The 25,750-nt window shown below is 71.8% G+C and carries 26 protein-coding genes and 1 pseudogene; 11 read left to right on the top strand and 16 right to left on the bottom strand.

Annotated elements, in window-relative coordinates:
- Positions 1 to 156 precede the first annotated feature (156 nt).
- The 3 genes and pseudogenes from ACFY9S_RS37540 to ACFY9S_RS37530 form a co-directional block, all read right to left on the bottom strand.
- Positions 157 to 387, bottom strand: a pseudogene (locus ACFY9S_RS37540) (cation:proton antiporter); the annotation flags it as partial.
- A gap of 159 nt (positions 388 to 546) precedes the next feature.
- Positions 547 to 1,209, bottom strand: a complete 663-nt coding sequence (locus ACFY9S_RS37535; protein ID WP_391138080.1) for a response regulator — start codon at positions 1,207 to 1,209, stop codon at positions 547 to 549.
- A complete protein-coding gene (locus ACFY9S_RS37530) occupies positions 1,206 to 2,333 on the bottom strand; it encodes a histidine kinase (protein WP_391138077.1) in 1,128 nt (375 codons plus the stop codon). The genes ACFY9S_RS37535 and ACFY9S_RS37530 overlap by 4 nt, the downstream gene beginning before the upstream one ends.
- Positions 2,334 to 2,573: 240 nt before the next feature.
- On the opposite strand from ACFY9S_RS37530, the gene ACFY9S_RS37525 reads away from it, so the two are divergent.
- Both ACFY9S_RS37525 and ACFY9S_RS37520 read left to right on the top strand, forming a co-directional pair.
- Entirely contained in the window at positions 2,574 to 2,948 is a 375-nt protein-coding gene (locus tag ACFY9S_RS37525; RefSeq protein WP_391138074.1) for a DUF6223 family protein, read from the top strand.
- Between the two features lie 234 nt (positions 2,949 to 3,182).
- A complete protein-coding gene (locus tag ACFY9S_RS37520; protein WP_391138072.1) occupies positions 3,183 to 3,539 on the top strand; it encodes a DoxX family protein in 357 nt (118 codons plus the stop codon).
- Between the two features lie 193 nt (positions 3,540 to 3,732).
- On the opposite strand, the gene ACFY9S_RS37515 is transcribed toward ACFY9S_RS37520, so the two are convergent.
- From ACFY9S_RS37515 to ACFY9S_RS37490, 6 genes are all read right to left on the bottom strand, one after another.
- Positions 3,733 to 6,018, bottom strand: coding sequence for a tetratricopeptide repeat protein (locus ACFY9S_RS37515; protein ID WP_391138070.1), 2,286 nt, complete (start codon positions 6,016 to 6,018; stop codon positions 3,733 to 3,735).
- Between the two features lie 17 nt (positions 6,019 to 6,035).
- On the bottom strand, positions 6,036 to 6,647 hold the full coding sequence (locus ACFY9S_RS37510) for a hypothetical protein (RefSeq protein WP_391138067.1): 612 nt from the start codon (positions 6,645 to 6,647) through the stop codon (positions 6,036 to 6,038).
- A gap of 9 nt (positions 6,648 to 6,656) precedes the next feature.
- Complete coding sequence (locus tag ACFY9S_RS37505) at positions 6,657 to 7,352, bottom strand: hypothetical protein (protein WP_391138064.1); 696 nt, start codon at positions 7,350 to 7,352, stop codon at positions 6,657 to 6,659.
- A 24-nt stretch (positions 7,353 to 7,376) separates the two neighbouring features.
- Positions 7,377 to 8,375 carry a CHAT domain-containing protein gene (locus ACFY9S_RS37500; RefSeq protein ID WP_391138062.1) on the bottom strand — a complete coding sequence of 333 codons (999 nt, stop codon included), beginning with the start codon at positions 8,373 to 8,375 and terminating at the stop codon, positions 7,377 to 7,379.
- Positions 8,376 to 8,522: 147 nt separating this feature from the next.
- Positions 8,523 to 10,283 carry an FAD-dependent oxidoreductase gene (locus ACFY9S_RS37495; protein WP_391138061.1) on the bottom strand — a complete coding sequence of 587 codons (1,761 nt, stop codon included), beginning with the start codon at positions 10,281 to 10,283 and terminating at the stop codon, positions 8,523 to 8,525.
- Positions 10,284 to 10,533: 250 nt separating this feature from the next.
- The gene (locus ACFY9S_RS37490) at positions 10,534 to 10,983 is read right to left on the bottom strand and encodes a spore-associated protein (RefSeq protein WP_391138058.1); all 450 of its coding nucleotides are present in this window, start codon (positions 10,981 to 10,983) and stop codon (positions 10,534 to 10,536) included.
- A 347-nt stretch (positions 10,984 to 11,330) separates the two neighbouring features.
- Here ACFY9S_RS37490 and ACFY9S_RS37485 point away from each other — a divergent pair, with 347 nt between their 5' ends.
- The 3 genes from ACFY9S_RS37485 to ACFY9S_RS37475 all read left to right on the top strand — a co-directional run bounded on the left by ACFY9S_RS37485 (position 11,331) and on the right by ACFY9S_RS37475 (position 14,803).
- Complete coding sequence (locus ACFY9S_RS37485; protein ID WP_391138057.1) at positions 11,331 to 12,248, top strand: hypothetical protein; 918 nt, start codon at positions 11,331 to 11,333, stop codon at positions 12,246 to 12,248.
- 204 nt (positions 12,249 to 12,452) lie between these two features.
- Positions 12,453 to 13,250, top strand: coding sequence for a serine/threonine protein kinase (locus tag ACFY9S_RS37480; protein ID WP_391138054.1), 798 nt, complete (start codon positions 12,453 to 12,455; stop codon positions 13,248 to 13,250).
- Entirely contained in the window at positions 13,247 to 14,803 is a 1,557-nt protein-coding gene (locus ACFY9S_RS37475) for a protein kinase (RefSeq protein ID WP_391138051.1), read from the top strand. The genes ACFY9S_RS37480 and ACFY9S_RS37475 overlap by 4 nt, the downstream gene beginning before the upstream one ends.
- 63 nt (positions 14,804 to 14,866) lie before the next feature.
- Here the strand turns inward: ACFY9S_RS37475 and ACFY9S_RS37470 are convergent, their stop codons facing one another.
- On the bottom strand, positions 14,867 to 16,051 hold the full coding sequence (locus tag ACFY9S_RS37470; RefSeq protein WP_391138048.1) for a hypothetical protein: 1,185 nt from the start codon (positions 16,049 to 16,051) through the stop codon (positions 14,867 to 14,869).
- Between the two features lie 263 nt (positions 16,052 to 16,314).
- On the opposite strand from ACFY9S_RS37470, the gene ACFY9S_RS37465 reads away from it, so the two are divergent.
- Positions 16,315 to 16,764: a hypothetical protein gene (locus tag ACFY9S_RS37465; RefSeq protein WP_391138045.1), complete on the top strand. Its 450-nt coding sequence runs from the start codon at positions 16,315 to 16,317 to the stop codon at positions 16,762 to 16,764.
- Between the two features lie 77 nt (positions 16,765 to 16,841).
- Here ACFY9S_RS37465 and ACFY9S_RS37460 read toward each other — a convergent pair whose 3' ends face one another.
- The gene (locus ACFY9S_RS37460) at positions 16,842 to 17,219 is read right to left on the bottom strand and encodes a peptidase M23 (protein WP_391138042.1); all 378 of its coding nucleotides are present in this window, start codon (positions 17,217 to 17,219) and stop codon (positions 16,842 to 16,844) included.
- 251 nt (positions 17,220 to 17,470) lie between these two features.
- Here ACFY9S_RS37460 and ACFY9S_RS37455 point away from each other — a divergent pair, with 251 nt between their 5' ends.
- Entirely contained in the window at positions 17,471 to 17,899 is a 429-nt protein-coding gene (locus tag ACFY9S_RS37455) for a VOC family protein (RefSeq protein WP_391138039.1), read from the top strand.
- Positions 17,900 to 17,915: 16 nt separating this feature from the next.
- Here ACFY9S_RS37455 and ACFY9S_RS37450 read toward each other — a convergent pair whose 3' ends face one another.
- The gene (locus tag ACFY9S_RS37450; RefSeq protein ID WP_391138036.1) at positions 17,916 to 19,175 is read right to left on the bottom strand and encodes an MFS transporter; all 1,260 of its coding nucleotides are present in this window, start codon (positions 19,173 to 19,175) and stop codon (positions 17,916 to 17,918) included.
- A gap of 199 nt (positions 19,176 to 19,374) precedes the next feature.
- Positions 19,375 to 19,770, bottom strand: a complete 396-nt coding sequence (locus tag ACFY9S_RS37445; protein WP_391138033.1) for a YbhB/YbcL family Raf kinase inhibitor-like protein — start codon at positions 19,768 to 19,770, stop codon at positions 19,375 to 19,377.
- Between the two features lie 107 nt (positions 19,771 to 19,877).
- Between ACFY9S_RS37445 and ACFY9S_RS37440 the strand changes: the two genes are divergently transcribed.
- Positions 19,878 to 20,897, top strand: coding sequence for a sigma-70 family RNA polymerase sigma factor (locus ACFY9S_RS37440; RefSeq protein ID WP_391138030.1), 1,020 nt, complete (start codon positions 19,878 to 19,880; stop codon positions 20,895 to 20,897).
- A 50-nt stretch (positions 20,898 to 20,947) separates the two neighbouring features.
- On the opposite strand, the gene ACFY9S_RS37435 is transcribed toward ACFY9S_RS37440, so the two are convergent.
- The 3 genes from ACFY9S_RS37435 to ACFY9S_RS37425 form a co-directional block, all read right to left on the bottom strand.
- Positions 20,948 to 21,403: an archease gene (locus tag ACFY9S_RS37435; RefSeq protein ID WP_391138027.1), complete on the bottom strand. Its 456-nt coding sequence runs from the start codon at positions 21,401 to 21,403 to the stop codon at positions 20,948 to 20,950.
- Positions 21,404 to 21,515: 112 nt separating this feature from the next.
- Positions 21,516 to 22,118: a DJ-1/PfpI family protein gene (locus ACFY9S_RS37430; RefSeq protein ID WP_391138024.1), complete on the bottom strand. Its 603-nt coding sequence runs from the start codon at positions 22,116 to 22,118 to the stop codon at positions 21,516 to 21,518.
- Positions 22,115 to 23,131 carry a DJ-1/PfpI family protein gene (locus ACFY9S_RS37425; RefSeq protein WP_391138021.1) on the bottom strand — a complete coding sequence of 339 codons (1,017 nt, stop codon included), beginning with the start codon at positions 23,129 to 23,131 and terminating at the stop codon, positions 22,115 to 22,117. Before ACFY9S_RS37425 ends, ACFY9S_RS37430 begins: the two co-directional genes overlap by 4 nt.
- 118 nt (positions 23,132 to 23,249) lie before the next feature.
- Here ACFY9S_RS37425 and ACFY9S_RS37420 point away from each other — a divergent pair, with 118 nt between their 5' ends.
- The 3 genes from ACFY9S_RS37420 (at position 23,250) to ACFY9S_RS37410 (ending at position 25,712) form a co-directional block, all read left to right on the top strand.
- Positions 23,250 to 23,909: an alpha/beta family hydrolase gene (locus ACFY9S_RS37420; RefSeq protein WP_391138018.1), complete on the top strand. Its 660-nt coding sequence runs from the start codon at positions 23,250 to 23,252 to the stop codon at positions 23,907 to 23,909.
- 92 nt (positions 23,910 to 24,001) lie between these two features.
- Entirely contained in the window at positions 24,002 to 24,646 is a 645-nt protein-coding gene (locus tag ACFY9S_RS37415; RefSeq protein ID WP_391138015.1) for a phosphoribosyltransferase family protein, read from the top strand.
- Between the two features lie 85 nt (positions 24,647 to 24,731).
- Positions 24,732 to 25,712 (top strand): TerC/Alx family metal homeostasis membrane protein, encoded by a 981-nt coding sequence (locus ACFY9S_RS37410; protein WP_391138012.1) that lies wholly within the window; start codon positions 24,732 to 24,734, stop codon positions 25,710 to 25,712.
- The last annotated feature ends 38 nt before the right edge of the window (positions 25,713 to 25,750 follow it).

Below are 25,750 nucleotides of genomic sequence, written 5' to 3'. Positions count from 1 at the left end.
CGGTCCTCGGGCGGCGGCAATGGTGTGGCCCTCGAGGCGCGTGCGAGCAGGTGGGAGCGTCCGGCGACGATAGGGCTGAGGACGGCAAGGACGAGGACGTAGCTCGCGATGAACGGGGCGAGGCGGCCGTCGAGAGGCCTGCGCCGGCGGCCATGGCGCGGAGGAGGAGATGCCCAGAACCCCGGAGAGCACCAGGGCCTCGCGTGCGCCCCACCCCAGGGCGAAACCGAAGCCGAGTCCCGCGCCGACGTTCAGCGGCAGGTAGATTCCGCCGGCGGTCAGCAGACGTCTGCCGCCGCTTCTGAGGTCGTCCAGGTGGAACTCCAGGCCCAGGTAGAACAGCAGGAGTACCAGCCCGAGCGCGGAGAGCATCTCGAAGTCGTGTGCCACCATCACACGCAGCCTCGCGGCGTCCAATCGGTCCGATGCCCAGTTCTGCGGGTGCCCGACACCCACAACCGGTCGGCTCCAGCGGCTGGGGAAAGCGCCAAACTCGACTGTTGGTCCTGCGGTTCCGGCTGAGCGGCAGAAGGGCGCAGCCGCCCCTCAGGAGGTGCGCGGGGTCACCAGGCCGGATTCGTAGGCAAGGACCACGAGCTGGGCGCGATCACGCGCATGGAGCTTGGCCATGGCCCGGTTGATGTGGGTCTTGGCGGTCAACGGGCTGATGACCAGGCGGTCGGCGATCTCGTCGTTGGACAGGCCCTGTGCGGCGAGGGCGACGGCCTCGCGTTCCCGGCCGGTCAGCCCCTCCAGCCCGCTGCCGGCGCGGACGGGGGGTGGCTGGGTGACGTACCGGTCGATGAGCTTGCGGGTGATCGCGGGCGCGAGCAGGGCGTCGCCGCGGGCGGCGACACGTACGGCGTGCAGGAAGTCCCCCGGCACGATGTCCTTGACGAGGAACCCGGCGGCGCCGGCGCGCAGCGCGTCGAAGACGTACTCGTCCATGCCGTAGTTGGTCAGTACGACGACGTGTACGCCGGCCAGGGCCGGGTCCGCGGCGACGCGCCGGGTCGCTTCGATGCCGTCCATGACGGGCATCTGGATGTCGATGAGCACGACGTCGGGCAGCAGCTCCTTGATGAGCGCCAGGCCCTCTCGGCCGTCGGCGGCCTCGGCCACGACCTCGATGTCGTCTTCGAGGTCGAGCAGCGCGCGGAAGCCGCTGCGGATGAGCGGCTGGTCGTCGACCAGCAGGACCCGGATCACGACGCTCCGTTCGTGGGGAGTTCGGCCTGGACGGTGAAGCCGCCGGCGCTGCGCGGCCCGGTGCGCAATCGGCCGCCCAGGGCCGTGACGCGTTCGCGCATGCCGAGCAGCCCGAGGCCGGGCGTCGGCGCGGGGAGCGGGGTGGCCTTTCCGTCGTCGTCGACGCGGATGGCGAGGGTGTCCGGCCGGTATTCGATGAGCACCGAGGCAGTGGTCGCGGCGGCGTGCCGGGCGACGTTGGTGAGCGACTCCTGAACGATCCGGTAAGCGGTACGGCCCACCGCGGCCGGCACGGCGTGCGGATGTCCTTCGGTCGTCAGCGTCGTCTCGAGGCCGGTTGTCCGGAACCCTTTCACCAGGTTCGAGATGTGGTCGAGTCCGTGCGGCGGGGTGGTGTCGTCGTCGCGCAGCGCCTCAAGGGTCGCGCGCAGTTCCCGGCTCGCCTCCCGGCCGGCTTCCTGGATCGCCAGCAGGGCCTCCGGCACCCGCTCGCCGCGGCGCCGGGCCACGTGGACGGCGACCTCGGACTGCACCTTGATGACCGAGATCTGGTGGGTGAGCGAGTCGTGCAGCTCCCGCGCGATGCGCAGCCGCTCCTCGTCGGCCCGGTGCCTGGCGGCCTCCTCGCGGGTGCGCTCGGCCTCGTCCGCCCGCCCTTCGGCCTGCCGCACCGCCTCCCCCGCGGCGAAGGCGGCGATCAGCCAGGCGAGCTCAAGGGTGTTGCGGGCCTGCGCCACGACCTCGCGCGCGGGCCCGTCGTGGAAGACCAGGGCGGTGAGGTGGAGCACGGCCACCAGGCCCACGGACGCGACCACCGCGACGGCGCGGTGTCCGGCACGTACCGCGCCGTAGACGGCAACCAGGTAGGAGACGGCGAGCACCTCGAACCCGGCCGCCAGGGAGCCCACCGCAGCCAGCCCGGTGACGGCCAGGACCACGAGCGGTGCCCGGCGGCGCGCGGCCAGCGCCAGCCCGCCGGCCGCCAGCAGCACGCAGCCGAGCAACCCCCGGCTCCCGGCCGGGGGTTGCCCGGACAGCCCGGTGCCCAGCAGCAGCGCCGCCACGCCGACGGCTGTCGCCCAGTCGGTGACCGGGGCCGGGAGAGCGAACCGTCCTTTGTCCATGGGTGCACGGTAACCGGGTGCGGTTGTGGGCGAGTCCGGCTCCTGGACGAGTGATCGGCTACCGCGTATGCGGTATCGGCGCGCCGTCTGCCGCATCCGCGGTATCCGGATGCCCCGGATGCGGCAGGCGAAAGTGCCTGCGTCCGCTGGACGATCGGCACGGGCCCGGCGCGCATGCTCAGGATGCATCGAAAGACGCATCGAACCTCGCAGTCAGCGACGGAGAAGGAGGAGAACGGCATGAGTGCTTCAGCAGTGCTGATGGTGGCCGCCGAGGGCGGGATCATCGGCGACGGGCGGACCGGGGCCAACCTGGCCTTGGCGGCAGGGCTGCTCGGCCTGGCTGTCGGCTGGCTGGCCCTGGCCCGCGCCGGTGGTCGGATCAGCATCGGCAACGCGCGCACCGGCGGGATGTGGGCCATCGCGGTGGGTCTGGCCGGCACGGCCCTCGCGGTGCTGCACCTGGCCACCTCCAGCGGCGGTCCCGGCACCGGCAACGGGCTCGTCGGCGCCATCGTCGCCCTCCCGCTGGGGCTGGGCGCCGCGCTCCTCGGCCGCCGGGCGCTGACCCGCTCCCGCGGCGCCGGCCGGCCGATCGATCGGATGACCGTCTGACCGCCACCGGGTCACGCCGTGCGTGCGGCCACCGCGCGCCGGACCCCGGAGAACCGACCGGGTGCTGCGGCGGAAGCGGCAGGACCGGGCGGAGGCACCGACGGCCATCACCGCGCCGACCACCGCCCCCGGCGGCCGACCGATGTCACGAATCGAGTCGCCGGCTTGTCATCAAGAGGACGGCATCCCACAACGGGGCGCCCAGCAACATCGTCCCCACAGAGCGGAGACAACGTGTCAGTCGCCTTCGTCACGGTCACCATTCTCGGCGCCGTCTTCAACGGTGCCGCCGCCGTCACGTACCTGATCGGCCATGAATACCCCAAGACCCAGGCGGACATGAAGGGCATACCTCGGAAGTATGTACCGGCGCTGGGCACGTTGCTGGCAGCGGGCACGGTGGGGCTGCTGGCCGGGCTCGCCGTGCCACTACTGGGAACTCTCGCCGCCTCCGGCCTCGTGCTGTACTTCATCGGCGCGATCATCGCCCACCTGCGGGTGGGCTCCCGCGACATCGTAGGCGGGATCGCGTTCCTGGCCACCGCGGTGGCCGCCCTCACCCTGGGCCTGCTCCACCACGGCCCCGGGTAACCCGCCGGATTCACAATCTGTGCCCGCCAGTGCCCGCCACCACAGTGGCCGTCGCCGGGCTCCTGCCCCGCCGAACCGCCAGGAACATGCCTCGAGCTGCTGCCAGCGCCGAGCGGTTGGCGTTCTCGGAGACCTGGCCGCCCAGGTGGCGCGGCGATGGCAGGTACCGAGGGAACCGCTCGCCGTCCGGCCGTCAGGTGAGAAGTGCCCGGACTTCGGCGAACGACATAGGACGTTCGGGAGCGGGCAGACCGGTGAACAGTTTGCGCTGTCTGCGCGAGTCCTCAGCGGCGCGCTGCCGGTCCCTGCGGCGCTGTTCGGGCTGGAGCATGCTCAGCAAGGCTTCACTCGAAGGGTCGGCCGGGCGGGCCACATGCGTGCTCAGCCAATCGTCCTGCTCCCTGCGCAGAGCGGAGACCTCGGTCTCCAGGGCGTGATCGATGGGCCGGTGTTCGTCACCGGTGAGCAGTTCGCCGAGAGTCCGGGACTTGACGAGCTGGATCGTCCCGTAGGCCTCGGACGTCCGACCGAGACGGACGCGCAGGAGGATCAGCCGCTCGTACGCGTCGAGCCGGCCAGCCAGGAATCCAATGCGCTCTTCGACCCAGGTGAGGGAACCACGGGACCTCTCCATCAGCTCCACGACCCGGGCCAGATGCTGCTCCGCCCGGATGAGGTCTCCGCTCGACTCGGCGACGGCCGCCAGGCCGTGCCGGGCCGACGCCTCCACCTCCCAGTGGTCGCCCGGACCGTTCACCGTGGCCAGAGCCGTCTCATACGCGGCTCCGGCCTCGGGAAGCCTTCCGAGTCGCAGATGGCACGTCCCGATGGCGGAGTGGACGAGGCCTGTCAGGGAGCCGGGCGACGGCGTGAACGACGACAAGGTGTCGAGGGTGGCGCGGAGCTGATCCAGTGCACGTTCCGGATCCGTCCTCACCAGCGCGAAGCCGTGGAACGCGGCCGTGCCGGTGTCGAGCACCTCCGAGTAGCGGGCGAGGTGAGCCCGTGATTCCTGCTCCCTCCCCGTCTGCCGGCTGGTCAGATACGCCCACCAGATGCCGTCGGCGAGCGAGGGGGGAACGACGGGATGCGCGTACGTCGAGGTGAGTTCGATGAGCGGTGGCGTCGTATCCTCGGTCAGCAGCGGCACCAGGTCGTGGAACCGCCGGTAGGCCGTCTCGATATCACCGGCACTGAATGCGGCAACGCCGGCTCGGTGCAGCGAGCAGGCGCGCACGGCGGGATGCTTCATCACCTCGGTGGAGCCGGTGTGCGTGTCGAGGACCGCCCCGGCGAGCGCCCGCTCCGCGAACGCCTTGGCCGACGCCATGTCGCCGGAGTGGACGATGTGCAGTTCCGTGAGGGTCAGGGCGGCGAGCCAGGACACGGGACCGGACGACGAACGGTAGGCCTTCTCCAGATGTGGGAGGGCCGCGGCGGGGCGTGCGATGTCGATCGCGTAGAGCGCCGCGTCCAGACGGTACGCAGAGACCGGCGCTGGTTGCGGATCGGCCTCGGCCAGCGCGATGGCCTGCTCGTACCTGTCCAACGCCTCGTCGGGCTGCCCCAGTTCGCGGTGCATCGCGCCCAACATATGGTGGAGCCGGGCGAGTCTCTGTGGCCTGACCCCCGAAGGATGGTCGGCGAGCACGCGTTCGCCGACCACGATCGCCTCCGCGTACCGTTCCCCCTCGACGGCGAGTCCCACGAGGTGCAGGTTCATCTCGAAGACCCCGGCCTGATCGCCCTGTGCCGCGTACAGGCGCCGTGCGGCGTTCCACTGGTCGTGTGCCGCCTGCTCGTCGTCCAGTTGCCGGTAGGCGTCGCCGAGGGCGTCGTGCAACCCCGCCGACGGCGGGCCGTCGCCGATCCGCAGCAGGACTCGCTCACCGACGGCCAGGAGCTGCCTGGGAACGGAGAGTTCGGGATCGTCGGGCAGCCGGCCGTAGTGTCTGCTCAGATGATCGGTGACATGAGCGAGCAGATCCTCGTCGTCGCTCTGCAGGGCCAGCTCCGTGGCCGAAACGCTGTCCTGGAAGGCCTCATGGCGCCTGGCGAAGGCGGCGTGCGCCCGGGCGCGCAGGCTCAGCGCGACCGTCCTGTCCTCGGGCGTCCCGATCTCGTCGAGAATGCCGAAGGCCTCCTCGATGCCGCGTTGCGCCGACTTGAGCCGGCGGATCCTGTCGGTGGGACCGCTCGGCCGGTGGTCGAGGTACATGCGGGCCTGCCAGAGCAGGGTCCCGGACCGGCCCGTCAGGGTGCCGCCGTGCAGGCTTGCCTCGACGGCGAGTTCCGCCCAGGCGAGGCACTCGTTGTCGTCTCCTCGCTTCTGGGCCGCCCGGCTGAGGTCGAGCATGCCGGCCAGCACATCGTCGTCGACACCGGAGGACAGCCGGACGAGAGCCGCACCACGGTCGGGTGAGCGCTCCAGGATCCGCAGCACCCCTTCGACCCGACGCTCCCCGAGCCACTTCCGCACGCCGCGTGTCCTTGCCATCAGGCCGCGTCCAGGCGCTGACGCACCGCTTGGTGCAGCCGGGACGGGGGACGGCGCCGCTCGGCTGAGATCAGATGACGCTGCAGAGCCTGCAGCAGTCGCCGGTGCTCTTCCCCTGTCATACCTTGAGAGCTCGTGAGTGCCTCACGTCCGGCAACGCCGTAGAAGTCGGGCCCCCGCAGCTGTTCTTCCAGGAGACGCTCGGTGCGTGCCGTCAGTTGTTCCTCCGTGACCGTGCGCGCGAGACGTGCGCGGACGAGTTCCAGCAGAGCGCCGCGCAGTGCCTCCGCACGTCGGCGCGCCCTGGCGTCGGACGGCTCGGCCGAGCCGAAGTACACCAGGAGCAGCACCACGAACCCGAGCGACGCGATCCATCCCCGGGCCGTGAACAGGACCACGGCACTGCCGAGACTCAGAGCGAGGCTCAGCACGAGGAGCGTTGTGATGATCGGGCCGGCGTTGCGGGACGCGCGGAAGAGCGCAGCCGAACGGTTCACCGCGACACACGCGGTCAGGGCCAGTGCCACGCTCAGGGCCGAACCCGTGCCGTCGGCGAAGGCCAGGACGAGCAGTCCGGCCAGGACCAGAAGAAGGTGGCGCATCGCACTCACGGGAGCTCCTCAGGCCAGCCGGTAGGTCTGGTCGATCTCGGCGCGTCTGCGCAGCAGGGGGATCAGCTGCGCGGCTCCGTCGACGGCGACGGTCGCCGTGAGGTTGAACCGGGCCAGGAGGGGTGCGCCGTCCGGGGCGTCCACCAAGAGCCGCAGTTCCCGGTCCGGTTGCAGACGACCGCCGCCTGAGCGGAAGTCCCAGAACGCCCGGGAGAATCCCCTGCCGGACGTGACGACCGTGGGCTCGTGGACGTTGCGTGTGCTGGCCCGTTCACGGCGGGTGTCGATTTCGAGCACCGAGGGGATCACGGCGAACTTCAGGCCGGCCTCGACCGTGGTGGTGATCTCGAGCGGCTGGTCGCCGTGGACCTCGCGCGGGGACATGTCCCGCACGACGGCGGACGCCGTGGGCCTCAGGTCGACCGTCAGCCGGGCCCGGCGGAAAGCGCAGCCAGGGCTCGGATGAAGTACGCACAGCAGGGAGATGTCCCAGCGCGCGACGCCCGGGCCCAGCTCAGAAGCAGGGGCGTCTGTCACACGCTCGACCGGTCCGAGGGCGAGCGCCACCCGGTTGCGGTGTCGTAGCAACGCCACGTCGTGATCGTCGACGACGACCTCGCCGCGGCGCACCATCGCCTTCAAGTCCGCCTCGTCGACTTCCAATTCCGAGTCGAACAGTGCCCGGTACCTCGCGTCGGTCGTCATGGCGTCGCTCCTCACCCGTTTCCGTCAGCACCAGTCGCCGATCAGCGTGAACGGCGCCCAGCAGTAGAGGGAGCCCCAGCCGGGCACCCTCATCGTCTCCAGCGTGGCGGCCCTCAGCGCATCGGCCTTGGCGAAACCCGGACCGCTCAGCAGATGGTCGTAGAACCGACGCATGAAGAACGCCGTCGAGTCGTCTGCGACGGACCACAGGCTCACCAGCAGGGACGAGGCCCGCGCGTAAAGGAACGCACGGGTGAGGCCGATCAACTCGTCGCCCGAGTGATGGAGACTGATCCCCGTCTCGCACCCGCTCAGCGTGACCAGTGAGGCGCGCATGCGCGGCATGCCGAAGATCTCACCCGCTGTCAGTACGTCGCTGCCGTGCAGTTCGAGTCCGGACCGCAGCGGATCCCGTGGGTCGAAGGCGGCGTGTCCCGCTATGTGCACCAGGTCGGCGTCGGCCAGGGCTCGCTGGAGGTTCCCCCGGGTGACGGCCGCGCCGAGACGCACCTCGGCACCGAACCGGTCGCCGAGCATGGCTGCTTCGGCCGCCGCGTCCGGGAGGTTCTGCCGCGAGTCGCCGAAGACCGCCATCGTCCTCGGCCGGTCGGGTACGGCACGCTCGCGGCCGGTCCGGCTGTGGCGCAACACCGTCACGCTCGGTGCGTAGACCACCGGGTTGCGCTCGATCAGATGCTCTCCGCCGACGCGCAGCGCGTGCAGGGGCAGACGGTGCAGGGCGCCATGGGGGACGAGGCAGACGATATCGCCCGGCTCGCTCCATTCGGCCAATGGGCGCACGACATCGTCGTACTGGTGCAGGAGTTCGGGCATCTCGGCGAGGTCCCGGACGCTGCGGTGCGAGTCGAGGTTGGCCGAGACGAACAGCGCGAGTTCCTCTTGGCTCACGTCGAGCAGCGCCGCCTTCGGGCAGTCCCAGTCGGCCCGCACACCGAACACGGCGAGCCGTCCGGACATGCTGACGTACTCCAGCAACACGACACGCCGGCCGTCTCCCACCATGAAGGAGGGCCCCCTTCCCCCGAACGCGTCGCCCCGCGGCTTCCCCCGGGCCAGACAGTAGGGCAAGGTCCTTCCTCGCGGGCGCCGAACCCTTCAAGTCACCCCTCCCCGGTCGGCCGCGCGTTCATCATCGGCGGGAAGCGGGACTCAGCCGACGTCGAAGACATTCGGCAGGCGGAGGCGGTACCGAGTGCGGTCGTGCCGCTTGAGTGCCTCCAGCTCGGGAGCCCGGTACAAGGGGGTCACGGTGCACCGTTCGGCGGTCGATCCGGTCTGTTCCAGCAGGGCGTTGACGGCCTGCCGGGCCGAGGAGTTGGCGCCCTCCATGGTCGCGAGATCGATGGGCACGGCCACGTAGTCACCGGCCAGGAAGAGGTTGGGGATCCTCGTGGCCGACCGCGGGCGGTGGTGGAAGGTCCCCACCGGATGGATGAGCAGTTGCTCCTCGTTGACAGGGTGCGGGGTGCCGAGTCCGTCCACGGCCGGATCGAGGAACCAGGAGTGCAGCACGGAGTCCTTGAGGACCGTACGGCCGCTGTCGTTGAGCGACGCCTTCAACTGCGCCCACACCTCGCGGGCCACTTCGGTACGGGTGCACTGCTTGGCCGTCCTGCCGTACAGGATGCCCGGACGGTCCCACTCGGAGACGTCCACGGACAGACAGTCCGCGACCGTCCCGTCGCCGAAGTCGGCCGGGAAGTCGTGGCCCGGCCAGTGCTGGGCCTGGGCGATCGCGGTCAGCGACCACGGGGAGTCGATGAGGTCGAGGTGGCCGTGCAGGATCGGCGTGCGTTCGGTCAGATAGAACTGGATGCCGGTCATCCAGTCCGTCTCCAGCCTGTCGCACTCGGCCAGTTGGGGGTCTGCGGCGCGCACGGCGGAGTTCCATGTGCGGCGGGCGTGCTCGACCGGCATCGCCGAGATGTAGTGGTCGGCGGTGACGGTCCGGCGCGCGCCCTGGGGGTCCTCGACGACGGCCCCGGCGATCACACCCCCGTCCAGGGTCAGGTCCCGTACGGTCCAGCCGACGCGGAACTCGACCCCCAGTGATCCCAGGTACGTCACCCAGGGGTCGATCCAGGCCTCGTTGGTGGGCGCGTTGAGGATCCGGTCCAGTGGTCCGTCAGCGCCGCGCCCGAGGAGGTTGAAGACGAAGGCCTCCAGCAGGGTGGCGACCGTACGGGTGCTGGCCTCCTCCGCCTTGGTGGCCACGATGTTGCGGGTGATGCCGACGGCGAGTATCCGCTGGTAGTCGTAGGACATCCGTCCGGCCCGTACGAAATCCCACCACGGCGTCCGCTCCCATACGTCGTCGCGGCGCTCGTCGCAGCTGGTGAGGAAGACCAGAAAGCGGTTGGCGAAGTAGAGGGCCTCGTGGAGGGGGAGGTTGAAGGCCGTGTCCAGGACCGAGGTGAAGGCGCGGCGGATCTCGTCGGGGGTGAGTTCGGCCGGGGTGTTGCCGGGCCAGGGGAGCGGGATCCGGATGTCCTCGCGGCCGCCCGACCGGGCGAAGAGCATTTCCTTGGGGGCGACGAGGTTGTCGTGGACACCGCCCGGATTGCCGGGGAACGGGATGCGCCGCATGGTGTCGGGCAGGTTGTGGTAGATGCCGGGGATGAAGCGGAAGCCGTGCTCCCCCGGCAGGGGGCGGCGACCGCCCGTGCCGCTGCCGGGTACGTCCATGCTGCGGGCCTTGCCGCCCAGTGCCTTGCGCTCGTAGACCGTCACCCCGAAGCCGCGCTCGGCGAGTTCGTGCGCGGCCGTGAGCCCGGCGACGCCGCCGCCCAGTACGGCCACGGTCGGCGCCGCCGCGCCGTTTTCGGCCGAAGCCCGCTGAGTCGTTCCGAGGGCGACCCCGCCGGCAGCCGCGGCGGTGCCCAGGAATCTTCTGCGCGTGGTGCCGCTCATCGCTTCCCCTTACCGTCGGTAACACGGGCGCACGACGATAGGGGCGAGGCGACGATCCCGGAAGGTGACGGGCGCGACTTTGGCTTGATGGCGCATCACCCGGCGGCGGTGTCCCTTCCGGCGTGGCCCAGCCCGGGCGGGCCGAGCGAACAGCGGCTTCCTGGAGAAGCGGCTGCCGGGAAGGGGGCCGGGCCACCACGGTTCCCCGTGACCTGCGGCAGGGGTAGGTGATGGCCCGGCTGGAGGGGGCTCAGCGGGTGAAGGTGACCCGGTGTTCCTTCAGGGAACCGCAGTTGGAGCCGTACACCTGCACGTACGTGTTGGCGATGCTGCCACCCCAGTCGACGCAGTGGCCCTTGCCGTAGGCGTACGTCGGTCCGGCGTACGACGTGAACAGGCCCTCGTCGTAGTGGCTCTCGTCGGTGTCCGGGACGTAGATCCAGGCGGACATGTTCACGGCCTTGCCCGGGTTGTTGCGGATGGTCGCGACGCAGTTCTGGCCGTTGGAGGCGTTGTAGGTCAGGTAGACGGTCCCCAACGAGCCGACGGTCGCCGAGTTGACCGTCTTGTAGCCGCTCCCGCAGACCTTCTGCGGTGTGGTGTTGGGCGCGGCCGAGGCCGGCGACGCCAGGGCGGTCATGGTCCCCACGGACAGTGCCGCCACGGCGGACGCAGCCAGAACGGAACGGGTGAATCGCATATTTCCCCCTTGCAACTCTTCGAGGTGGTTGCTCCTGCATGGTGTGACCCGCGGGGCATGCAAAGGGTTGTGCGTCAGTTCGCAGGAAAATCAGGGGAGTTGGGGGACGGTGCGAGCGGAGGGCGCTCGGCGGGACCACGGGTGCCACAGCGTTCCCAGACTGCGTCCCTTTTACTCGCGAGTCACTTGTGGCACACGTGAGATCCAGAGGATCTGTGCAGGGGTGTCACACAGACTGCACACCACCCTTCCAAAGTCTCGTTAGCGTTACGGCTCGATCCCACGTGCGAACGTGACCAGGCCGCGGCCGGCGAGCCGCCGGAACAGCCAGATCGGGAAAAGCACACATGGACTACTGCTCGTCGTGCCGTCGCCACCTCAACGGCGCCCTGGTCTGCCCGGGGTGCGGCGCCTACGCCCCGGACATCGACCCCGGTGCCGTCGACGGCCGGCCGGGCCCGGCCCTCGTGCCCACCACGGCTCCGGGCGCACCGGCCGCCTGGGAGTACCCGGCCGCCACCGGCACCTGGCACGACGGCACCGTCTGGGACGAGACCCCCGCGCGTTCACCGGAGGACCCCGGCTCCGGCTCGTCCGACGCGTACGACTCCCCGGACACCGACTCGGCCGAGGGTTTCGAGGCCCGGCCGCAGGGGCGGGCGGCCCGGCGTCGCCAGATGGCCCGCTGGAAGAAGAACCAGCGCCGGGCCGTGGTCGCGACGGCGGTCGCGCTCGTCGGAGGCGGTCTGACCGTCGCCGCGATGAACGGGAACGCGAAGCCCGGCGTGCAGGCGGCCACGACGCCGCAGGACACGACCATGGGCGGCTCCGTGGGGGAGGCGCCGACGTACACCGAACCGACGTCGAAGCAGGCCGAAGCCCCGCGCTCCGAGTCCGCCCCCACCACGCCGTCCGGCGCCGACCGGGCGTCGCGCCACCAGCAGTCCCGGGCCGCCGACCCCCGCACCACGCCGGCCGCCCCGCGGACGGACGCGGCGGCCACGCCCCGCGAACTGCCGCTGACGACCCCGCCCCGGCGCAAGACCGTCACGGACACCGTCGACACGGCCACCGGCGACGCCGGTTCCGCCGCGTCCAAGGCCACCGAGCCGACGACGGAGCCGGCCGCCGGGTCCGGGGACTCGGAAGCGCAGCAGCCGCAGTCCCCCTCGACACCCCCGCCCGCGGCGACCACTCCGCCCGAGACGTCTCCCTCCGACACCAAGCCCAAGGAACTCTGCCTGCTCGTCATCTGCCTCGGCTGAGAGCACGCGGCCACCGGTAACCGGGGGCCGCGCGCGACCGCCCCGCCGAACCGGAACCGCGAGGCCCCGTACGACCGTCTCCGAACTCGTCGCGCACCGCCGGGAAACCGCCCCTGAGGCGGCCCGGCCTGCTGCGCGGCGGGCGGAGGCCGACCGTACAATCCTCGCGACCAAATCGGGGGCGACATCAGCGGGGGAGTCCGCGTGGAAACGATCATCGTGCAGTTGCCCGGTCCCACACAGTGGGGTGCGCGGGAGACGGGCAGTCCCGAACTGATCCACCTGGGACCGGGGGACATCGCGGACTTCGGACGCGGCGGGACGGGAGTGCGCATCGTGCTCACCGACCCCGGAATCTCCCGCCGGGCCGGGCAACTGGAAGCAGCGGGTGACTACTGGAGGCTGTCCAACTTCAGCCGCAGCGTGTCGTACGTGGTGGAGAACCTGGAGGGGGCGGGCGAGTACCTCACCGTCGCACCCGGGCGCCTCGGGGCGCCCGTGCCCTTCGAGTTCTCCCGTGTGGTGCTGCCCGCCCTGTCCGGCACCGCCACGTTCAAGGTGTTCGCACCCCAGCACGCCTATCTCGGCGAGCAGTCCGTGCCGGGCGGCGGCGAACAGACCGTCCACCCCTTCGCCCTGGACCCGACGTCGAAGTACTTCCTCGTCCTGGTTGCCCTGTGCGAACCCCGCCTGCGCGACCCCTCCGACTCGGCGCTTCCCGGCGTCGGCCAGATCGTGGAGCGGCTGCGGCCCCTGGAGTCCTGCCGGGACCTGACCCGCTCCGCGGTCAACTACCACATCGACTACCTGGCCTTCGCCAAACTGCGCCTGGACCTCGGCGAGGAAGCCACGACGGCGGCCGACGGCGGCCGCACCGGCGCCAAGCGCACCCGGCTCGCCTCCGTCGCCCTGCGCTTCGGTCTCGTCGGCGAGGAGCACCTCGGTCTGCTGCCGCCGCGCGGCGCGGGCCGCCTCTCCGACTCGCAGGAGGCCCGGGCATGACGACGCCCGAGGAACGGGACGACGAGCTGGAAGCGCCCCGCCCGCCCGGGCTCCCGGAGGGCTTCCGCATCGAGGGCTGGGAAGTGGGCGCGGTCATCGGCTCCGGCGGCTGGGGGACCGTGTACGAGGCCCGAACGGTCGCCGACGGCACGCCCGTCGCGGTGAAGGTGCTCCCGACCGGCGCCCTGGGGCCCGGGCAGCGCGCGGCGCTCGGTGAACTCGTGGCGCGCGAGGTCCGGTTCAGCGCGGAGGCCGACCATCCCCACCTCGTCCGCACCCACGCCGTGTGCACCGTCGAGGCACCGGAACTGCCCGCCCTGGACGGCGCGATCGCGCTGGTCATGGACCGGGCCGAGGCCAGCCTGAAGGACGTACTGGACGCCGCCGGGACGGGCGGGCCGATCGCCGACTCCGGCCGCGTGCTGCGCGGAGTCGCCGCCGGACTTGCCCACATGCACGACGCCGGATGGGTGCACGGTGACCTCAAACCCGCCAACGTGCTGCTGGGCCCGGGCGGCCGGGTGTGGCTGGCCGACTTCGGCCTGGCCACCGAACTCGACGGCACCCACGCCCACCTGCCGCCGCTCGGCACCCTCGACCACCTGCCGCCCGAGTGGTGGTCCCAGCGCACCGGCACCCAGGGCGCCGTCGTCCGGCCCACCGCCGACATCTGGGCCTTCGGCGTCCTCGCCCACCAGGTCCTCACCGGCGGGCTCCACCCCTTCCCGGGGGCGACGGCCCGGGCCCGCTCGCTCGCCGCCCAGGCCTACGCGCGCGGCACCGCGCCCCTGCGGCTCGACGCCGGCCTCGACGAGGACATGCGCCGGCTGATCGCCGACTGCCTGGCCCCGGACCACGCCGCCCGTCTGCCGCACACGGCCGGCAGCGTCGCCGCCCGCGTCGAGGCCGCCACCGCCGGTCCGCACCGCCGCCGAAGACGGGTGCCCGCCGTCGCGGCCGGGCTCGTCGTCCTGACGGCCGCCGCGGTGGCCGGGGCGGCCCTGCTCGGCGGAGGCGAAGGGGGCCTCACCCGGGACGACGAACGCGACCGCGGCACCCCCACGGCCGCCGGCACGCCCAGCCCGCCGGCCGGTGAGATCCCTGAGGACTCCGACGTACCCGAGGCGCTGCGCCCCGTCATCGCCCGCGCGGCCCACCGCTGCACCGACGAGGAGATCACGCCCGCCCTGCTTGCCGCGCTGATCAAGGCGGAGAGCAACTTCGACGCCAAGGCCTCCCGCCCGGAGAGCGAGGAGTACGGCATCGCCATGTGGACGCCGTCGGTGTTCCGGGCCTGGGCGATCGACGGGGACGGTGACGGCGACAAGGACCACATGTCACCGCCGGACGCGATCTCCACCATGAGCCTGTACGTGTGCTGGCTCGACCAGCGCTTCAAGCAGGAGGGTCTGCCGAAGAAGGACCTTCCCGCGCTCGTCGCGGCCGGCTACCGCACCAGTGACCGCGCGGTCATCGAGGAGCGCGGCGTGCCGGAGCGGGTGCGGCCGCACGTGGACAAGGTGCTGCGCTACCTCGCCGAGTACGAGGACTGAGACGTATCGACGCGAGCGGTGGGCGGGGCCGCAGCCCCACCCACCGCTCGTCCCCCGTTCCCGTCACGGCCGCGGCGAGCCGCACTCCGGGACGTTCGGCAGCCGGTTGTCCGGCGAGCTGATGTAGATGTTGGAGATGTAGCCCCCGTACTGGGGCAGATAGGCCCACCAGTCGTTGGTGTAGGGCGGCACGCTGACCACCTCGCCCCGGGTCTGGCAGCCCACCAGCACCTCGACCCCGGCGGGGAGCCGGGTGATCCGCTCGTCGCCCGTGGCAGGTCCCTTGCGGACGTTGACGAGCTCTCCCCAGGTGCCGAACCAGGTACCGGCGGGCCGTACCCCGCCCGGCACGTTCAGCGAGCGGGTCAGCCGGCCGATGTCGGTGTACGCCTTGCCGTACGACGTGCCGGACGCGTGCAGTGTCAGCACGGCCACGATCGTGCGGTCGTTCGCGCCCACCGTGCCGGTGGTGTGCAGTGCGGGGCGGGTGAGGTCCACGGCGGCGGCACCGGGAGCGGCGGCTGACTGCGCGGTCGTCGCCGAGGAGGTCGCCTGGGATCCGCACGTGCCCTTCGCGTACTTCCCGGACCAGCCCTGCTTCACCGCCCAGGGCCGGTCGAACGACCCCGCGACACCGAAGTGCTGGTCGAACTGGTCGGTGGCGGAGCAACGGGTGGAGCGGCGCAGGTTGTCCATGATGAAGGTGCGAACGGGCGCGGGTGCCTTCTCCAGGATGTACCGGTAGACGGCCACCGTGTCCCGGGCGGACATGGCCGTGTAGCCCCAGAAGCCCGCGTACTCGGCGGGCGGTGCCGCCGTGTCGCGCAGACCGACCTCGGGCCGGTCGAGCATCCGCTCGATGATCGCCGGGCCGCCGTACGTCGACCAGTAGTGGTTCGCGGCGTCGTCGTCGCTGCCGCGCAGCATGGGCTCAAGCCGGGCGCGGTCGGCCGCGGGGATGACGTAGTCGGGCCCGCGATTCCACAGGAAGTCCAGCGCCAGCAGGAGTTTGACGACCGATGCGGACCGGAACCGCGCGCTGTCGTCGACCCGTTCGGTGAACGTGCCGGTCTGGCGGTCGAAGACGGCGACGCCGGCGGTGACACCGGGCGGGATCAGGGCGGCTGTTGAGCTCTGGACGGTCCCGGCCGCCCTTTCCGTCCGGGGCTGTGCCGCGGCACCGCTCGTGAGTGACGCGACCGTGACGACGGCCGCGAGCGCGGCGGCGCCGCGCAGGAGCATGCGCATGGTTGCCCTTCCTGGATCGCCCGGTTGTCCGACGGGACCTCGGCCCGCGGCGCCACGATAGGAGCCCCGTCGGGACGGGCGCTCCTGACGGATGTCAGGGCTGCGGCAGAGCGGGCGACCTGAGGCTTCGACCCTGATAGGTGTCAGGTGTCGGCGGTGCGGTGACGCCCCGTACGGTCACGGCAGCGAGCGACGGCCGGCCCGGGGAGCCGGTCGCCGTGCTCGACCTGACCACCCCACGGCAACGAAACGAAAGAGGGCTCATGAGCCGCCGATCACTCACGACACTGCTGGCCGCCGGGGGCGCCGCCGCGGTGATGGCGCTCCTTCCGACCGCCGCCCAGGCCCAGGCGTTCTCGGGCGGCAACTACGGCCTCTACGGCATGGAGGGGCAGTACCCCACCACCTCGTTCTGCTCGGGTACGTTCCGGCAGATCGGGCCCACCCAGCACGCCGAGGGCATGGCCCTGAAGTACTTCTACTCCGACAAGTGCGGCTCGTTCGCCCGGATCGAGAACTCCCGGCCCGGCTGTGCGGCCGTACTGCAGCGTTCCAACAACAGCACGGGCCGGAATGACGGCTGGGTCTCCGAGACCGTGGACTCCGGCATCAACTACGCCTACACACAGATGGGCAACAACCTCAACGGCCGGGTCTCGCGCGCCCTGCTCTCGTGCGACGGCCACGACCTGGTGAACACCGCCTGGTACTGAGCCCGGCACGCCACACGCTTGCGGCGGACCACCGATCTCGCGGTGGTCCGCAGCAGGCGCGTTCAGGCGGCGGTGCGTCAGCAGTCCGGGACTCCCGCGATCTTCTGCCCGCCGCGGATGTACAGGTTGTTCACCCAGGCGATGTCGCTGCCCGAGAACTCCATGACGGCGGTCCACCAGTTGTTGGTGCCCACGGCCGGGTCGTGCACGGTCTGGCCCTGCTTCTGGCAGAGGGCGTCCCCCCACCACTGCGAACGGACCGCGAGCCGCGGCGACGCGGTGGTCGGCTGCTGGCGCAGGTTGACGTCGGTGGCCCAGATGTAGACGTCGGTGAGGGTCGGGTCGCCGTTGCCGGCCGCGGCGGCCGGGGCCGCCTGCGCCGAGGTCGCGAGGCCGCCGACGGCGAGCGCGGTCACGGCGAGGCCCATGGCCGCACGGCTGATCAGTCGCTGCATGTGTCTGTCCCCCGAAGGACGAAGGTGAATGGTCTCCAGAACCGTAGGGGGAGCACGGGCCACACGGTCCTGACAACTGTCAGGACCGGACACCAGGGGCGGGCGGGGCCGTCCCGGCCTCGAGTACGGCCGAAAACCGCTCGACGACCGCGGCGGGCCCTGTCTACGATCCACCGCGCGGCATCGCGTGCCGGTCACCGTCCGGGTGAGGCATGGAGGCGCCGTGGAGATGCCCGTGGAGGCATTCAACCGTGTCAGTCGAGTTCAATCACACCATCGTCCTGTCCCGTGACCGGGAGAAGTCCGCTCACTTCCTCGCGGAGATCCTGGGACTGGAGGTCGGGGCACCGACCGGCGTGTTCCTGCCCGTGACGACCGCCAACGGCGTCACGCTGGACTTCCTCACCATCGACGCCGACATCCCCCTGCAGCACTACGCGTTCCTCGTCTCCGAGGACGAGTTCGACGAAGCCCTGGAACGTCTCGTCAAGGCCCGCGTCCCCATCCAGGCCGACCCGCACGGCAACCACCCCCGCCGCATCAACCGCAACGACGGCGGCCGGGGCGTCTACTTCCTCGACCCGGCGGGCCACGGCCTGGAGATCCTCACCCGCCCCTACGGGACGGACCCGGCCTCCGAGTTGAACGGGGTCACCGAGGACGTGCCCGGGGCGGTCTGACCCGGCCCCGGTCCGGTCAGCCCCCGTCCGATCGCACTGCCACGGAGGCCGGTTCACCGCCGGCCTCCGTGGCGTGGTCCCGGCGGGGGAGCAGCAGCGGCGTGACGAGGAGCAGGGCTCCGGCCAGCGCGATGGCCGTGCGGGGACCGGTCAGGGCGGCCAGTACGCCCCACAGCGCGGTCATCGTCGCGGTGGTGGCCTTGCCGGTGGCCGACCAGGCGGACAGGGTGCGGGTGACCCGGCCCGTGGGGGTGCGGTCGAGGCGGTGTGTGGCGAGGACCGGGTTGTAGACCGCGCAGCAGGTGATCAGGCCGAACTCGACCAGCATGACCAGGGCCAGGCCGGGCGTGCCGGGGCCGGTGAAGACCAGGCCGATCGGCCAGCAGGCCCGCAGGGCCCCCGCCGTGACCAGGACCCGGTGCCGGCCGTGGCGGGCGACGAGGCGTGGGGCCAGCCGGGAGCCGAGCAGGCCGCCGGTGCAGGGCAGCGCGAAGGCGAGGGCGTACTGCCAGGGAGCGAAGTGCAGGTCGTCGACCATCAGGATCAGCAGCGGCGGAGACGCCGCCATGATCAGGGAGTTGACCAGGAGCGTGTTGAAGAACAGCGGGCGAAGTGCCGGATCGGCCAGGATGTGGCGCCAGCCTTCCAGCAGGTCGCGGGCCCGGGTCACCGCGGGTTCCGGTCGGGCCGGGCGCTGCTCGGCGTCGCCGATCGCCCGGATGCCGGCAGCCGAGAGCAGATAACTCACCGCGTCGGCCACCACCGTCGTCACCGGACCGAACAGGCCGATCGCGGCCCCGCCCAGCGGCGGACCGACCATGCTGGCGGTCCAGGTCGTCGCCTCGAACCGCCCGTTCGCCACGAGCAGGTCCTGCCGTGGCAGGAGATCTTTCAGGAACGCCCCGGCCGCCGCGCCGAAGGTGATGTCGGCCGCCGCGACGGCCACCGACACCAGCAGCAACTGGCCGAAGCTCAGCCGGCCGAGCGCGAACGCCACGGGGATGCTCAGCAGCACCACGCACCGGACCAGGTCCGTCGCCATCATCACCGGCCGTTTGCGCCGGACTTCCACCCACGGCCCGAGGGGCACCGACACCGCCGCGCCGACCGCCGGTCCGACCGCGGCCAGCAGCGACACCTGCGCCGGCCCGGCGTCCAGGGCCAGGACCGCGATCAGGGCGAACGCGTCGAACGCGAGCCATGTGCCGGCCGTGCTGACCGCGTACGCACCCCACAGCCACCCGAACCGCCGCCCCAGCGACCGTCTGCCCGCCATACCCGGCGCACTCCCCGCTCTCCCGGACAACCCGGTGTTGTCCGGGAGTCATCCAAGCGAGAAGCACGCAGGCCGGGCAAACAACCGTCCAGCCCTCCTTCCACAACCGACCGTTGTAGTGAGGGCGAGGCGGGGTGAGGGCTCAGCGCTGGTACAGCCCCACCAGCGTCCCGTCCGCGAGGCGGTGTTTCTCGACCTCCTAGTGCACCTGGTCCGCGCGCGGCGTGTCGGGCAGGACGCACGGCTCGGACAGGGCGTAGAGCCGGAAGAAGTAGTGGTGGGCGTCGTCCCCCGGCGGCGGATGGGGGCCGCCCCAGCCGTGCTGCCCGTAGCCGTTGACGAGTTCCGTGCCGCCCGGTGGGCTCTGCCCGGCCTCGACGCCGTCACTGCGCGGGTCGATGCCGACCACGACCCAGTGTGCGAAGGTGCCCGACGGGGCGTCGGGATCCTCGCACAGCAGGACCAGTTCGGCCGCGTCGTCCGGCACACCGCTCCAGGTCAGCGGCGGAGAGACGTTCGGTCCCTCGTACGCGTGCCGGCGCGCGATGAAGGAGTGGTCGTTGAACGCGTTGCTGCTGAGTTCGATGCCGGTCATGTGCCCCGGGGTACCCCCGAGGGCCCCGGGGCACACGATTCGGCCTGATTCCCCCGGGTACCCGCCGGGGCGAGCCGGAACGAGGCGGGGGAGGGAGGAACACGACGATGTCTCCCCTGGCGGAAGACCCCGCGGCGGAGGTCCGCGAGGACCGGCGCGCCCCGGCCCGCACGGCCCGGCTGCGCAGGCGCATCCCCGAGCCCGACGAGGAACCGGACCTCCTCGGCCAGTACCTCGCACAGATCTCGGCGACCCCGCTGCTCACCGCGGAGGACGAGGTACGGCTGGCCCGGCGGATGGAGACCGGCCTGCGGGCACGGGAGCGACTGGACCTGGCCGACGCCGGGGAACTCGACCTCACGGCACGGGGGCGCGGGGACCTGGAGGAGACCGCCCGGGACGGACGGGCGGCCAAGGACCACATGGTCCGGGCCAACCTCCGGCTCGTGGTGTCGATGGCGAAACGGCACGCCCACCGCGGTCTGCCCCTGCTGGACGTCATCCAGGAGGGAAACCTGGGCTTGATCCGGGCCGTGGAGAAGTTCGACCACACCAAGGGCTTCAAGTTCTCCACGTACGCGACCTGGTGGATCCGCCAGGCGATCGAGCGGGGCCTCGCGGCGCACGCCCGCTCCGTCCGGCTCCCGATGCACGTCGTGGAGCAGCTGCAGAAGGCCGCCAAGGTCGAGCGGCGGTTGCGCCTCGACCTGGGGCGTGAGCCGAGCGTCGGGGAGGTGGCCCGGGAGAGCGGCCTCGCCGAGGACAGGATCGGCTGGCTGCGCCACGTCGGGCGGGACGCCGTCAGCCTGGACACGCCGTTGGACGAGTCGGGCGAGACCGTCGTCGGCGACCTCATCGCCGACACCGAGGTGCTCCAGGCCCCGGAGGTGGCCGAGTTCCGGGCGCTCGCCGAGGAACTCCGCGAGGCCGTCGGCACGCTCGCGCCCCGCGAGGCCATGATCCTCAGCCTGCGCTACGGGCTGCACGACGGGCACATCCGCACACTCGACGAGGTCGCCCGGCGCGTCGGCCTGACCCGTGAGCGGGTGCGCCAGCTGGAGAAGGAGTCGCTGGCCCGGCTGCGGGAGCCGGAAAGCCGCGAACGGCTGGTGGCGTGGGCGGGCTGACCTCCCCCCCCGGCCTTCCACGTCCGCACGCCTCACACGACCACGGAAGGTCAGGCGTCCACCGTCACCGCACACGACCACCCGTACGGGTCGGGGCCCATGCGCAGCCGGTTCCACGCCACCGCCACCGGGACCGCCCCCGTGATCTCCACGTCCGCGATGCCGGTGACGGCCAGCCGTACGTCCAGGCCACCGTCGGCCTCGTCCGCCTCCACGTCCACGGGCATCTGCCCGTACACCTCCAGCCGGAAGATGACCTCGTCCAGCAGCGAGGCGAGCAGGTCGTCGTCGCTGGCCTCGGGCAGCCGCACCCGGTCCACGGCGGTGGGCCGCACCCCGGAGACGTCGGCGAAACACTCCACCATCGCCAGCACGGCCTCCGCCAGACAATGCTCTCTGCACGCCGCCCACGCCTCGATCCGGATGTCACCCGGATGCGGCACCGCCCGGTGCCCGAACTCGCCCGGCTTCCGCCCTTGCCCGCCGTCGTCCGTGTCGCCGCCCATGAACATCGCCTGCCCGAGGCGCGCTCTCCCATGCGGCCGCGCGGGCCACGTCCCGCGCGGCTCGCGCGCAGGACGTGCCGTCCCCGCCGACGGGGGCGACCGCGCGTGCGGATCAGACGGGCTCGTCCGCGAGGTACGGCGGCGCCGGGTCGTACTGGATGTATCGCCGTACGGCCCGCGCGTGCTCCCGGCCGTGCAACCGCCCGACCAGCCACAACGCACTGTCGATCCCGGCCGAGACGCCCTGGCTGGTGACCAGGTTCCCGTCCACGACGTAGCGGACGTCCCGGACCACCGTCACGTCGCCCAGCGTCTCCAGGGTGTCCTCCTGGCTCCAGTGCGTGGCCACCCGGCGGCCCCGGGCGGGTCCGGCGGCATGCAGCAGGAACGTGCCGGTGCACACGCCGTGGACCCACGCGGCCCGTTCCGCCGTCTTCCCGATCCAGTCGGTGACCACCGGATTGTGCAGCTGGGCCTCACGCGCGCCCCGCCCGCCCGGCACATGCAGCACGTCCAGCGGCGGATGGTCGTCGAAGGTGTGGTCGGGCAGGACGCGCAGGCCCTTGTTGCAACGCACCGGCCCCGGATGCTCGGAGACCAGCACCGCCGTGTCGCCGGCTTCCCGGAGCCGGGCCGAGACGGTGAAGACCTCCCAGGGCCCCACGAAGTCGAGCTCCTCGGCGTCCTCGAAGACCAGCAGGCCGTAGATCGTCATGCGGTTCGTCCTTCCTCTGCGGAATCCGGCAAGGGGCCCCGGAGGGCCGGGGGTTCAAGGGGTTCCGCGGTGGAGCGGAACCGGGCGCGGTAGTCCGACGGCGCGACGCCGAGCCGGCGGTGGAACGTGCGGCGCAAGGTCTCGGCCGTGGCGAAGCCGCAGCGACGGGCGATGGCCTCGACCGGCTCGTCCCCGTCCGTGAGGGCGCGCTGCGCCGCCTCGACGCGCACCCGCTCGACGTACGCCGCCGGCGGCGCGCCCATTTCGGCGGTGAAGCGGCGCTGCAGATGACGCGGGCTCAGCCCGGCGTGCGCGGCGAGGCCGGCGATGTCGTGCCGGGCCCCCGGATCGGCGTGGATCGCGGTGACCGCGGCCCGCACCGGGTCCGTCGCCGGCTGCCGCGACCACAGAGCCACACTGAACTGCGACTGACCGCCCGGACGGCGCAGGAACAGCACCAGCCGGCGGGCCACCTCGTGCGCCACGTCCCGGCCCAGGTCGTCCTCCACCAGGGCGAGCGCCAGATCCATCCCGGCCGTCACCCCGGCCGACGTCCACACCCGCCCGTCCCGGACGAAGATCGGGTCGCAGTCCACCCGCACCTCGGGATGCTCCCGGGCCAGCTGATCCTCGCGGGCCCAGTGCGTGGTGACCCGCCGCCCGTCCAGCACCCCCGCGGCGGCCAGCAGGAACACCCCGCTGCACACCGAGGCCACCCGCCGGGCACCGGCCGCGGCGGCGGCGACCCACGCGACCAGCTCCGCGTCCTCGCGGGCCCGGTCGACGCCCTGGCCGCCGACCACCACGAGGGTGTCCGTCCCGGCCGGATCGAGGTCGGCGACACCGTGCCCGGCGTGCACGAGCAGCCCGCTCGCCGACCGGACCGGCCCCGCCCGGGGTGCCACGACGTCGCAGGCGTACTCGCCCGCGTTGTGGAACACCTCGTGCGGTCCGGTGAGGTCGAGGGGCTGGAAATCATCGAAGACGACGAAGACGACACGGCGATCGGTCACGCCCCTCACGCTCCACCGGCCCGCCGTACGGCGTCAACGACACGCAACCCACAGATCGCGCCATGGGACGCCCACCGCGGTGTGGGTACCACGGGAACCGGGGGAGAGGAGGCTGACGATGATCTCCCGGACGGTCACCCTGCCCGCGGGCCACGCAGCCCTCACCGGCGATCTGACCGTGCCGCCGGACGCCCGCGCCGTCGTGCTGTTCGCACACGGCAGCGGCAGCTCGCGGCACAGCCCCCGCAACCGCGAGGTCGCCGCCGGTCTGCGCACCGCCGGGCTCGGCACCCTGCTGATCGACCTGCTCACCGAGGAGGAGGAACGGCTCGACGCCCGCACCGCCGAACTCCGCTTCGACATCTCCCTGCTGGGCCGCCGGCTGGTGGCCGCCCTCGACTGGCTGGCGCGGGAACCCGGCACCGCCGGCCTGCCCGTCGTCCTGTTCGGCGCCAGCACCGGCGCGGGTGCGGCCCTGGTCGCCGCCGCACAACGGCCGGGCCGGGTCCGTGCGGTCGTCTCGCGCGGCGGACGGCCCGACCTGGCGGGTGACGCCCTGGACGCCGTACGGGCCCCGGTACTGCTGATCGTGGGCGGCCGGGACACGCACGTGCTGCGGCTCAACGAGGAGGCGGCCCGGCGGCTGCCCACGCCGACCGCCCTCCACGTGGTGCCCGGCGCCACCCACCTGTTCGAGGAACCGGGCGCACTCGACGAGGTCACCGAAGCCGCCCGGCAGTGGTGCGACGAGCAGCTACGGACGACCCCGGGCCGCTGACCGCTCGACGCGCATCGTCCGGCTGACCCGGGGGTACGCGGAAGCCGGACCGGCCGGAGCCCCTCTCCGTGCGGGAAGCAGAGGTGACCGTCATGCGGTTCCGTGATCGTCGGCAGGCCGGTGAGGAACTGGCCGAAACACTGCGAGCCCGGCAGCGGGAGGGGGCCCTGCCCGATCCCCTCGTCCTCGCTCTGCCCCGCGGCGGCGTCGCCGTGGCACGCGAGGTCGCCGAGGCGCTGGGCGCCCCGCTCGACGTGCTCGTCGTACGCAAGATCGGGGCTCCTCACCAGGAGGAACTCGGCGTCGGCGCGATGGCCGGGGACGAGGTGCCGCTCCTCGACGAGGACGCCCTGCGCCACCTCGGCATCGAGGAGGCCGCCCTCACCGGCGTCATCGAGCGCGAGCGCGCCGAACTGCGGCGCCGCGAGCGGCTGTACCGGCAGGGCCGGCCCGCCCCGGACCTGCGCGGACGAACCGTGATCGTCGTCGACGACGGACTGGCGACCGGCTCCACGGCCCGCGCCGCACTGCGCTTCGTACGCCGGCAGGCACCCGCACGCGTGCTGCTGGCCGCGCCCGTCTGCTCCCCGGAGGGGGCCGGCCTGATGAGCGCCGAGGCGGACGAGGTGATCTGCCTGCACCGGCCGGCCGCGTTCATGGCCGTGGGCCTCTGGTACGAGGACTTCGGGCAATTGACGGACCAGGACGTCCTGGAAGCGCTGCACGTGCAGCTTTGACCAACTGTTCACCTGGCGGGAGTGGCGGAAATCAGCCACGCCGGACGAGGATGTCCCTTCCCCACACCTGCATCAGGAGCAACAAGTGAACGTCTCGCTGTCCGTGTGGCTGCTGACCGTGGCAGCCCTGTGCGTGCTCGTCGCCGTCGACTTCTTCGTCGGCCGCAAACCGCACGACGTGTCCGTCAGGGAAGCCGGGACGTGGACGGTGGTCTGGATCGTCCTGGCCGTGCTGTTCGGGCTGGGGCTGTGGTATTTCGGTGGGAGCGGGCCCACGGGCGAGTTCTTCGCCGGGTACATCACCGAGAAGTCGCTGAGCGTGGACAACCTCTTCGTGTTCGTCCTGATCATGGGGAAGTTCGCGGTGCCCTCGCAGTACCAGCAGCGGGTGCTGATGGTCGGCGTCCTGATGGCCCTGGTGCTGCGGGCCGGTTTCATCGCGGCGGGCGCGGCGATCATCTCCACCTTCTCCTGGGTGTTCTACCTCTTCGGCGCGTTCCTGATCTGGACCGCCTGGAAGCTGGTGCAGGACGCCCGCAAGCAGGACCACGAGGAGGAGTACCAGGAGAACAAGCTGCTGAAGATGGCGGAGGAGCGCTTCGGCGTGGCCGACCGCTACCACGGCACGAAGCTGTTCATCACCGAGAACGGCAAGCGGATCATGACTCCGATGCTGGTCGTGATGCTGGCGATCGGCTCCACCGACGTGCTGTTCGCCCTCGACTCGATCCCGGCCATCTACGGCCTGACGCAGGACCCGTACATCGTGTTCACCGCGAACGCCTTCGCCCTGATGGGCCTGCGCCAGCTGTACTTCCTCATCGGCGGCCTGCTGAAGAAGCTGGTCCACCTCTCCTACGGCCTGTCGATCATCCTCGGCTTCATCGGCGTGAAGCTGGTGCTGCACGCCCTGCACGAGTCGGGCGTCCACGTCCCCGAGATCGGCATCCCGTTCTCGCTGGGCTTCATCGTGCTGGTCCTGGCGGTGACGACGTTCACCAGCCTGCGCGCGTCGCGCAAGCAGGCGGCCGAGGAGGAGGCCCGGCCGGCCGGTGAGTCGCGCTAGGCGGCCGGGGAGTCGAGCTGGGCGGCCGGTGAGTCGAG

This window comes from Streptomyces sp. NPDC012474 (assembly GCF_042955185.1).
Taxonomy (GTDB): Bacteria; Actinomycetota; Actinomycetes; order Streptomycetales; family Streptomycetaceae; genus Streptomyces; species Streptomyces cahuitamycinicus.
The sequence above is the reverse complement of the archived record's forward strand: the minus strand, read 5'-3'. Positions and strand labels throughout refer to the sequence as shown.

Bases quoted from the DNA above. Each gene is read 5' to 3' on its own strand.
- ACFY9S_RS37530 (WP_391138077.1), bottom strand. From the start codon at position 2,333: ATGGACAAAGGACGGTTCGCTCTCCCGGCCCCGGTCACCGACTGGGCG.
- ACFY9S_RS37525 (WP_391138074.1), top strand. From the start codon at position 2,574: ATGAGTGCTTCAGCAGTGCTGATGGTGGCCGCCGAGGGCGGGATCATC.
- ACFY9S_RS37505 (WP_391138064.1), bottom strand. From the start codon at position 7,352: ATGACGACCGACGCGAGGTACCGGGCACTGTTCGACTCGGAATTGGAA.
- ACFY9S_RS37500 (WP_391138062.1), bottom strand. From the start codon at position 8,375: ATGGTGGGAGACGGCCGGCGTGTCGTGTTGCTGGAGTACGTCAGCATG.
- ACFY9S_RS37495 (WP_391138061.1), bottom strand. From the start codon at position 10,283: ATGAGCGGCACCACGCGCAGAAGATTCCTGGGCACCGCCGCGGCTGCC.
- ACFY9S_RS37490 (WP_391138058.1), bottom strand. From the start codon at position 10,983: ATGCGATTCACCCGTTCCGTTCTGGCTGCGTCCGCCGTGGCGGCACTG.
- ACFY9S_RS37485 (WP_391138057.1), top strand. From the start codon at position 11,331: ATGGACTACTGCTCGTCGTGCCGTCGCCACCTCAACGGCGCCCTGGTC.
- ACFY9S_RS37475 (WP_391138051.1), top strand. From the start codon at position 13,247: ATGACGACGCCCGAGGAACGGGACGACGAGCTGGAAGCGCCCCGCCCG.
- ACFY9S_RS37470 (WP_391138048.1), bottom strand. From the start codon at position 16,051: ATGCGCATGCTCCTGCGCGGCGCCGCCGCGCTCGCGGCCGTCGTCACG.
- ACFY9S_RS37465 (WP_391138045.1), top strand. From the start codon at position 16,315: ATGAGCCGCCGATCACTCACGACACTGCTGGCCGCCGGGGGCGCCGCC.
- ACFY9S_RS37460 (WP_391138042.1), bottom strand. From the start codon at position 17,219: ATGCAGCGACTGATCAGCCGTGCGGCCATGGGCCTCGCCGTGACCGCG.
- ACFY9S_RS37450 (WP_391138036.1), bottom strand. From the start codon at position 19,175: ATGGCGGGCAGACGGTCGCTGGGGCGGCGGTTCGGGTGGCTGTGGGGT.
- ACFY9S_RS37445 (WP_391138033.1), bottom strand. From the start codon at position 19,770: ATGACCGGCATCGAACTCAGCAGCAACGCGTTCAACGACCACTCCTTC.
- ACFY9S_RS37440 (WP_391138030.1), top strand. From the start codon at position 19,878: ATGTCTCCCCTGGCGGAAGACCCCGCGGCGGAGGTCCGCGAGGACCGG.
- ACFY9S_RS37435 (WP_391138027.1), bottom strand. From the start codon at position 21,403: ATGGGCGGCGACACGGACGACGGCGGGCAAGGGCGGAAGCCGGGCGAG.
- ACFY9S_RS37430 (WP_391138024.1), bottom strand. From the start codon at position 22,118: ATGACGATCTACGGCCTGCTGGTCTTCGAGGACGCCGAGGAGCTCGAC.
- ACFY9S_RS37420 (WP_391138018.1), top strand. From the start codon at position 23,250: ATGATCTCCCGGACGGTCACCCTGCCCGCGGGCCACGCAGCCCTCACC.
- ACFY9S_RS37415 (WP_391138015.1), top strand. From the start codon at position 24,002: ATGCGGTTCCGTGATCGTCGGCAGGCCGGTGAGGAACTGGCCGAAACA.